Raw genomic sequence first — 10,178 nt, 5'->3', positions numbered from 1 at the left:
TGGGAATCGTCTTCCAGATTAAGCGTGCCGTTTAGTTCCAAATACCAACTGTTTTCTATAAGGTTATCGCTATGTACGGTAAACGTTTTGCCTGCATCTATTATCAATCCCATTGTTTTAACAGGGTGGCACGCCGTTACATTATTTGCTATTTTTACAATGCTCCAATCTTTATTTGTTGCAATGCTTTCAATATCCCAAACATTGCCGTGTAACCAAGAGTTTTCACTAGTCCAATTGCCATTTGCATTTGTTATATAGGGCATAGGGGCTGTTTGCTCTTGTACAGTTGTTATATAGTTTAAGGTTAATTCATTGTTATAAATAGAATAATCAGAAGTTGTATTATTCTTAATATTTGTCATTGGATAGTAAGCTACTAAATTTGTCCATGGAATTTTAGTATTGGTTGCCATATCTATAATATCTTTCGGTACAATTGCACCACATACATTTCCGGCATTATTAGTAACTTCTTGATAAATTATTTGCTGTAATTGTGTATTGGTTAATTCTTTATTAAATACACGCACTTCATCTATATATCCTTTAAAATATTCTCTATTAATAATATTACTTGAAGCTCTTCCAATTTCAAAAGCTTCGTTGCCATTAGCAGTACTTTCAATTTTTGCAGTTGTAACACTTATTGTTAATGAATTTTCCAACTTACCATCTACAAATAATTTTACGTCTCCTGTGGCATTGGAATAAGTGCCTGCTATATGGTGCCATTCATTCATGTTTATGCCAGAACAACTTGTTACCACTGCTGCATTTCCTAATGTTTTTATTGCAAAACTAGGTTCATTTCCGTTTTTAAGATATAATTTACAAGCTACATCTTCTCCTGCAATAGTGGTTGTGCCAGCATTTCCTGCATCTATTTTTACCCAAGCCATGATGCTTACCTCGTCTTGCCCTGTTATAAATGAATTTGCCGACAAATAGTCGTCAACCCCATCAAAATCTATCGTTGCATAAACCGGTGGATTACCATCAAACAAATCTCTATAATCTAAATCACCTCCTGAAAATAAATCGCCATCAACATCTGGAAGAATAGATGCTGAAGGATTGTTTATTTCATCATTTACATCAAAAGGATCATTTAAGTTTGTACCTTCAAATAGATTGTCTATTCCATCGTTGTCAAAATCGGTAAAGGTTACAATAGTATTTGCCATTCCGTTTTCTTCTATATCTAACAGCCCATCATTGTCACTATCTAAATCTAGAAAATCTGGCACTTTATCTTTATCTGTATCAACCACAATAAGTCCAGTACCATAGGCTGTATCCACTCCTGTATTGGAAACTATATTATTGGGGGCTAAATATCCTAAGGTCGTCTGTCCTTCCACATTATCTGGAATACCATCATTATCACTATCCAAATCCAAATGATTGTAATTTCCATCACCATCAAAATCTTCACCAGTTACTATTGTTAAAGAATTAGCATTAAAATCTAAAAACTCACACTGTGTAAAACTCATACCGAATTGACGTAAACTTGATCCTGTAACCGTTTTAATTGCTTGCATACGCATGGTAAAGGAATTGCCAATAAATTGATAATAGGCACGTAGCCAAGGTAAAGTTGAGAAGCCATTAACGGTAGTTTCACCAGAAGTCATTTCAATATTATTACCACCTAAATCTACCACATCTAAATCGGTAGGGTTATCAACCCCATAAGCTGCAGGATTATAATATATTACGGACTCCTTTAAACTAGCTGTACCATCACAATCCCAAGTAACTCCGTTTACCCTAAAAATTTGAGTAGAAGGAACCGTGGTGCCAGAGTTAACGATAGTGAATTTAAAAGTGGCTCCAGGAGTACCTGTGCCAGAAAAAGTGAGTTCGGTTTGTAAATAATTAGGATTGTCTACTACATCATTATCAATATTGGTAATTGTAGTATTAGTTAATTCCATGACTTGCATTAAAACATCATAGCCTTGCACAGCATTTCCAAAGCGATAAACCGCCCCTACAGTTCCCGCGCCACTTGTACTAGCAGAAGCATCATAAGTACCATTTAAAAAGTCTAACGGAGGAAGTGTACATTCAAATCTATCTTGTCCTAAATTTTCTTTGGCATCTGTTATGCCATCACCATCATCATCATAATCTAAATAATCGGCAATACCATCATTATCCGTATCAAGTTGTGCGTTGCAAGCAGCATCTCCTCCAGCTACATTAAAATATATAATTTGTCCGGTGGTATTTGCTCCGCTTCCGTTATTATTAATAACTTCAACGCCATCAACTTTAACAGAAACAAACCCACCACTCCAGCCATTATTAGCGGCATCAAATAGTTTTATGTAATAGTTATTTCCGTTAGTTACACAACCTAGGTCGTATTTACCACCATAAACTTCATGAGAATCAAGTTTTGTTGTTGAATAGCATTGAGAACCATCGCAAATAGTTAATAACAAATCATTTGCAGTATTATAAACCTCAATCTTGTTTTCGTAGGATTTACTGGTCCATTTAACTCTTATTTTAACACCAGAATTTTGTGCTAAAACAAAATTAAAAGTACACAGTATGGCAAGAGCCACTAGTAGTAATTTTGTTTTCATAAGTGATAGATTTGGGATCAATCAATTACAATATTAAATGCTAATTACTTGAAAAACAATTAATAACATAATTTCTCGTTATATTTGTAAATAAATACGTTGAACGTAATTTAAATGTTAAAAAACAAGATAAAAAGCAGGCTAAAAAATCTTATTTTTTAACAAAAACACTTCGCATTTTAAATAAATTCATTTTTTGCGTTTTTAAAAACATCTTTTTAAAATATTTATAACATATTATATATAAACTAATTAACTATAAATTTTTTAGTAAATACTTGGCCTGTTTGCGCTTTAAACCAGGCTATATAGGTTCCTGTTGCTACACCGGTTATTTTCATTCCGTTAGTTAACATATCCTGCGACACATTGTTGAATTCCAAAACTGTTTGGCCTCGTATGTTTACTATAGCCAATTTGTCTATAGAAGCTTTAAGTTTTTTACCATATAGGGTATTGGTGGTATTTTGGTAGTAAATAAAGTTTTCTGGTGCCATTATTTCTTCCGCACTTAAACTTTGCTGTTTTGACTGGAACACCAACTCGAACCTTTTGTTGAACTTTCCTTGTGTCGACGAAAATTTATAGGCCGTACCTTGTCTTAGATCGAAATAGGTATCCGTTTCATTGTCCCTTAAATAAACCTCTTGGTCCTCATCTATGTTCTTTAGCTCGGTAGCTTTAATCTCAAAAGTATTGTTGCCCGAGGACTTAAAGTTTAAGGGAACTGCTTTGTCCGACGTAATGGGCGCATACGCCTGCATGTTCATGTTCTTGCCTTCCAAATCCAGATTGAAATCGTTGTTATTGACTTCAATGTTTTCTGAATCGTAGCCATAATCAAAACCGTCGGTGGTTGATTCGCTAAACCCTAAAAGGAGCTCTCTTTTGGTTTTGGGCCCTACAACAGAATTAAATTCCAATCGTATTTTCTTCATTGAATTATTATCATTGCCCTCTGGTCCATTACTGCTTTTGGATTGCTTGTTCCCTGATTTAAAGAGCGAAAGAATGCTGCCAACAACGCCATACGCATCTATTTCTTTAACAAATTTACGTTGGCTGTTATTAAATACCACATTGCCGCTTGCGACAATCTCTGCTATAAATGCTTGACCTATAGGCAAATATCTTTCAGGTGGCAATGTGCCTTCCAATGTCCCTAAAGTAGCTCCATAAATACCCGTGAACTGAGATGCTCTTATCGCACCCAATTTATTAACATGTGCGTAACCTCCTTGGTACTCGTTTAGATTATGGGAATTGCCGGCCCATTGTTGCCACAATTGCACCGTGCCTCCTATAATGCCTTTATTGTCATCAATAAATTTATGGATATCTAAAGCTGAAGGGTAGGGGTTGCCTAGCAGATACTCTGTTTTTGATACATTGGTTACAGACCCAGGGCCTCCTTTATCGGTTACTTTTACTATAATGGTGCCGTTATTGGGCTTGCCTTCAAATATATACTGTTGTTGCAAACCGGCATTTCCAGTGCCTTTTTGGGTATAGCCCACTCCTGGTTCTAAAAGTGTATTTGGCTTTACCGAAGCCCAATCCCAATAGGTTAGGCCATTTTTAAAAGTGTAGAGCCAGTAGGTGCTGATTTTACCCGCTTGGTTATATGCCGAAGCAAACTGCATATTAAACCCTGTTTCATCTTTTAGCATATTTAGGGTAAATGCAGTATTGTTGGTGTTATTAGTTGCCGCATTATTGTCTATTAAGCCGGTAGCTCCCTGAATACCTACTGGCGAGGACCAATAATTATACCTAAAGGCATTGGAGGTGCCTTCTTGTCTCCTTAAAAGTTTTCCAGTAGCTGATGTGACTAAATCGCTAGTAGTGGTTTGTACTAATTGCGAATCGTTCATTAAATCTAAGGTGCCGCCTAAGTTTAAAAACCAGCTGTTATATATTTCATGATCGCCATTTACGGTAAGGGTTTTTCCTTCATCGATTATAAGTCCTAAGGTTTTAATAGAACTATTGGTTGTTATATTATTCGATATTTTAATAATACCATTATCTTTACTATTAACAACATCTTCAATATCCCAAACATCACCGTGTAACCAGATACTGTTACTTTCCCAATTCCCATCGAAACCTGTAACATACGGCATTGGAGCTGTTTGCTCTAATATGGTTTCAATATTGTTTAAGGTTAATTCATGGTCGTTATTGGAATAATCAATAGTTTTATTGTTTTTAATATCAGTCATTGGGTAATAAGCTATTAAATTTTCCCAAGGCACTTTGCTTTTAGTGGTGTTATCAATTATATCTTTCCCAATAACCGTTCCTCTTATAGAACCATTATTGTTTTCAATTTCCTGATAAACCATTTGTTGTAATTGACTATCTGTTAATGCCGTATTAAATACTCGAACTTCATCTATATCTCCTTTAAAATATTGTCCATTTGTTAATTTGTTTGAAAATCGGCCAATTTCAAAAGTGTTATTTGCGTCTTGGCTTAAAGCAATTTGGTTTCCACTTTTTCCAATATTCTTTGTGTCCATTAGAACTCCATCCATGTAAAGCTTCATCAAGCCTGTTGAACTAGAATAGCTTCCTGCAATATGATGCCATTTATCAAATTTAATAGTGCTACAATCAGAACAATCTCCTGCCGATTTTTCAGCATGTTTATTAGTTCTCACTGTAAACATTGGCTTGTTTCCATTTTTTAACCATAATTTGCAAGCAACATCCTCACCAGCAATAGTAGTGTTGATTGAAATTCCAGAATTGGACTTAACCCAAGCCATCATTGTAACATTATTTAGTCCATTTATAAATGAATTTCCAGAAAGATAATTGTCTACACCATCAAAATACAGCATGGCATTATAGGGTACATTTATGAAAGTAAAAACAGCATCCCTAAAATCTACATCGCCCCCAGTATTAGCGTCGCTGTCTGCATCTGGTAATAAACTAGGATTATTAATGGTTCCGTTAGCATCAGAATACCCTGTTGTAGCATCCGTACTGTTATCTAGTCCGTCATAGTCAGAATCTATTCCTGTAAGTGTTATGCCAGCCTCAGTTGTATCATTACCGCCTTCATTGTCTGAATCTAAATCCAAATAGTCAGCACTATCTGTTCCATCTGTATTTACAGGTGTCAATCCAGTTAAATAATTTTTATCAACACCAAACGCATTTACTGAACCTGCTGGCGAAATATAGCCTAAGGTTGTTTGAGCTTCTACATTATCTGGAATCCCGTCTCCATCACTATCTAAATCTAAATAGTTAAATATATAATCTGCGTCGTTCGAACTTTCTTTAAGCACATAGTTTACCGTTCGGCAATTTGCTGATGCTTGAACTGCATCTGGAATACCATCGGTTCCCACATTTCCATTTACAATGCCATTTGTATATGGTTTTCCATGACCCGCTTCTTCAGCATCAAAAATACCGTCATTGTCACTGTCCAAATCAAACATATTGGCTATTCCATCACCATCGGTATCAAGAGTTGAGTTTGTATATTTAACCGAGCCTTCATCAAAATTTGAGTAATTAGACATGGTTACTACATAAGAATATTTACCAGGTGAAAGTGTAACCGTGCCTTGAATCAATGTCCATGGAGTTGCTGCCGAAGACCCATTCTGTATAGGTATTGCGATAGTTCCAGTATCTGCAATTAAAGTAGCGCCGTTCAAATTATTTCCAACACCCGAATAAATAGAAATTTTAGCGGTCGCTGTATTATTGTTATCTCTTGGAGAAAAATAGCCGGAATATGTAATATTGGTTGTTGAAGTAATTGTAAAAGATTGGTAAATATCGGCATTACCATTTATGTCAAAGTAATGTTGATTCAATCCAACAGTATTTGTTTTTGTATCTGCGTCAAACGGGGGGCCTCCATTTCCGTAGTTATAAGCACCACCATTAACCCGAACAACATTAGGTGTTCCTCCCGAACCTAAATCGCCTGGAATCAAAATCCATGGTAAAATGGTAGTTGCATTTACACCTTGCCCTGCTTGATTGTTTCCATTATTTGAAACGGTCACATTTTCAAAACCACCATAGCTGAGAATATTATTTTCTTCGCTATCTAAAATTCCATCATTGTCATCATCCAAATCTACTGAATCAAATATTCCATCACCATCGGTATCTTTATCTGGTGGGGTATTGCATGAGGTATCATTTCCTGAAACTTTGAACGATTTGGTTTTTCCTTTTTTTGAAGCATCGGAACCATCATCGGCTAAAACCTCTTTACCAGCTACTTCAATACTGATAGACCCTTTATTCCAACCGCTGTCTTTTATGTCATAAAGTACAACATAGTAATCATTACCATTGGGCAAGCAACCTAAATCTAGTGTTACACTATAATCATCAATGTTGGTTTGTTTATTTTTTTCATAACATTGCGTATCATCACAAATGGTTGCTATGAGTTTATTTGAAGGGTCATAGATATCAACTTTATAATTGAATGATTTTATAGTCCATTCTACTTTTATTTTAACATTTGACTTTTGTGCTAAAGAAAAATTAAAAGCTAATAGTATGGTAAAAACAACAAGTAGTTTTGTCTTCATAGGTAACAGATTAGGGGTTTAATCAATTAAATTACAAATGTTAACCTTGATATAAACAGCTATGCCATATTCATGTTTTAAAGCAAATCTGTTTACAGATATGAATAATGAACATATAAAAAGAAAGCGATAGTTTACATTACGATTTGATCTTCAATCTATTAGCTTAAAAAATATTCTTTTTTTTAATACTAAATTTTAGATTAAAAATCTATAACGTGAGGGAAATGCAACTTAACGAATTAATATTTGTTTACATTATTCATTAAATTAACAGTACAATAGTAAGGATAAAAATTGATTCAGTCAAAAAAAATTAATGCTTTTTTTCGATTAAGTGTTTAATTAGTGCGATAAAGCGATTTATTTAGTAAGAAAAAACATGTAAAATTTGAAAATAGTATAACCTTTTTGATACTTTGGTATTCCAAAAAAAGCTTCCACTTAAGATACTATAGCATCAACCAAATCTTCAATTTTAGAAATGAGTTGAATTTTAATAGCCGTATTTTTAAGTGCTATTTTATTATATTTAGACACAAAAATGGTTGAAAACCCCAATTTTTCTGCTTCTAAAATACGTTGCTCTACGCGTTGAACCGGGCGTATTTCACCAGACAAACCAACTTCAGCAGCAAAGCAAAAATCCTTTTGCAGGGCCACATCCTCATTGGATGATAAAATAGAGGCGACTACAGCTAAATCAATTGCTGGGTCATCTACTGTAATACCACCTGTAATATTTAAAAACACATCTTTAGCCCCAAGACGGAAACCTGCACGTTTTTCTAGTACTGCCAAAAGCATATTGAGTCGTTTGGCATTAAACCCCGTAGCACTTCGCTGTGGTGTGCCATAAACCGCAGTACTAACCAATGCTTGCACTTCAATCATTAGTGGGCGCATGCCTTCTAAAGTTGCAGCAATGGCGTTTCCAGATAATTCTTCGTCCTTTTTAGAAATTAATATTTCTGATGGATTTGAAACTTCACGTAATCCAGAACCTTGCATTTCGTAAATACCTAATTCATTCGTAGACCCAAATCGGTTTTTATGTGCTCGTAAAATTCTAAATACATGATTACGATCACCTTCAAACTGTAAAACAGTATCGACCATGTGCTCTAAAATTTTAGGACCGGCAATATTGCCATCTTTAGTTATGTGACCAATTAACAATACTGGGGTTGCGGTTTCTTTGGCAAACTTGATAAGTTCGGTCGTACATTCTTTTATTTGTGAAATACTCCCTGAAGACGATTCGATATAATCGCTGTGAAGGGTTTGAATGGAATCGATAATTACAATATCAGGTTCTAAAGCTTCAATTTGTTTAAAGATATTTTGGGTTTTGGTTTCTGTAAGAATATAACAATTATTATGCTTTGGGTTGATGCGTTCAGCACGCATTTTTATTTGTTTTTGACTTTCTTCCCCCGAAACATATAAGGTTTTATAAGGTAGTTTTAATGAAATTTGAAGCAGTAAGGTGCTTTTTCCAATTCCCGGTTCACCGCCTAAAAGGGTTAAAGACCCTGGTACAATACCGCCACCAAGCACGCGGTTAAATTCACCATCAAAAGTATCTAACCGCGCTTCTTTTGATGCGTCGATATCTTGAATTCGTAATGGAACAGCTGTCTTTTTTGCTGCCGATGTTGGTGATTTCCAATCACTTTTATCGGGTGTTTGAATAACTTCTTCAACAATGGTGTTCCACTCCTTACAAGCGTTACATTGCCCTTGCCATTTAGCATATTGCGAACCGCAGTTCTGACAAAAAAAGGTGGTTTTTACTTTTGCCATTAATATCCAAAATCTACTTTTATGGCTTCTGCTTTTTCAAGCATAATGTCTTTTGTTATCCCAGCAACTTCATCAAAAGTATAACCTGTTTGATAGGTACGCATGGCTTTTTTTGTGTCGCCCGTTTCTTCGTAAAAACGTGCTAAATAATAGCTCCCCAATAATGTTTTTGGGTATTCGTCACGGGCAATTTTGCCTAAAGCTTCATAATATTCAAACTGTTGTGTTTTTTCAATAGCTGCTGAAATGGCTTTAAAATCGTTAATAAGAATCTGTTTTTTTATGCCAAACAAATCGTAAATGGTTTTATATTTTTCTTGAAGATATTCAACGGGTGAGCCTTCCAATTTTAGAATAGTCTCCGTGTATTCATCTTTACTGATAGGTTGAAACACTTTAAAAATAGATTCAATGGCATTTGGAATGGCATGTGTAGGTACCGAATAATGCGATGGTTTTTCAAAATTATTGAATTTATAGAATAGGTTTTTGTTGTCTAACACTGAAATATCGGTGTTTAAAGCGTCTGTCATTTTTTTAATGGATGATGAATCATTATTTGTATTTGCCAAATAGTAAAAAGTTTTAGATGGGATTTTACCTAACACTTCTGGAAGATAATCAAGCATTTTAGGTGCTAATTCTGGACTTATAGCAATGTAACCTTTAAATATAGGGTTTGGTTTTAGTAAAAAATAATTAATGAAGTTCGCGGTTTCACCATGTCCAACGGCGACCCTAAAATTGGCGGTTTTGTATTTTTTTTCTAAATACGGAATAAGTTCCATACCAATAAACTCAAAAAAATTAGCACCAGTTTCTATAGGTAACGAGTTTTGTTCGGAATACATACAATCATCATAACGTTTATCATATTGATTGACACCTACTACAATAGCTGCTGGCATGTCTTCCCAATATGAATAATAATCAACATTTCCAGCTACGGCTTCAAACAAATAATCGCCATCTAAAACAATAAACAAAGGGTACTTTGTGTCATCATTTGCACTATAACCTCTGGGGAATTGAATTTTTAATTCGCGTGCTTCACCAAGTTTTGCAGACTCTATAGTCTCATATTTTACTTGAGCATTAAAATTAGAAACGGAACAAAGAACTAATAAAATGGAAAGAAGTTGTTTCATTTTAAGAATGATTTGAGATTTTAATGCAAGGTATGAAATTA

General features: G+C 34.8%; 4 protein-coding genes. All 4 read right to left on the bottom strand.

Going from position 1 to position 10,178, the window contains the following annotated elements:
• Positions 1-2,603, bottom strand: a 2,603-nt coding sequence (locus tag VP395_RS06780; RefSeq protein WP_346241000.1) for a LamG domain-containing protein, incomplete at its 3' end; no start/stop codon positions are given.
• A gap of 248 nt (positions 2,604-2,851) precedes the next feature.
• Positions 2,852-7,183 (bottom strand): LamG-like jellyroll fold domain-containing protein, encoded by a 4,332-nt coding sequence (locus VP395_RS06775; protein WP_346240999.1) that lies wholly within the window; start codon positions 7,181-7,183, stop codon positions 2,852-2,854.
• A gap of 444 nt (positions 7,184-7,627) precedes the next feature.
• On the bottom strand, positions 7,628-8,989 hold the full coding sequence (radA, locus tag VP395_RS06770; RefSeq protein WP_346240997.1) for a DNA repair protein RadA: 1,362 nt from the start codon (positions 8,987-8,989) through the stop codon (positions 7,628-7,630).
• On the bottom strand, positions 8,989-10,137 hold the full coding sequence (locus tag VP395_RS06765; RefSeq protein ID WP_346240996.1) for an alpha/beta hydrolase: 1,149 nt from the start codon (positions 10,135-10,137) through the stop codon (positions 8,989-8,991). Before VP395_RS06765 ends, radA begins: the two co-directional genes overlap by 1 nt.
• Positions 10,138-10,178: the final 41 nt, after the last annotated feature.

The organism is Mariniflexile soesokkakense, assembly GCF_039650365.1.
Taxonomy (GTDB): domain Bacteria; phylum Bacteroidota; class Bacteroidia; order Flavobacteriales; family Flavobacteriaceae; genus Mariniflexile; species Mariniflexile soesokkakense.
This window is presented reverse-complemented; position numbering and strand designations above follow the sequence as displayed.

Coding starts and splice junctions, on each gene's coding strand:
- VP395_RS06765 (WP_346240996.1), bottom strand. CDS start 10,137: ATGAAACAACTTCTTTCCATTTTATTAGTTCTTTGTTCCGTTTCTAAT.
- VP395_RS06775 (WP_346240999.1), bottom strand. CDS start 7,183: ATGAAGACAAAACTACTTGTTGTTTTTACCATACTATTAGCTTTTAAT.
- radA (WP_346240997.1), bottom strand. CDS start 8,989: ATGGCAAAAGTAAAAACCACCTTTTTTTGTCAGAACTGCGGTTCGCAA.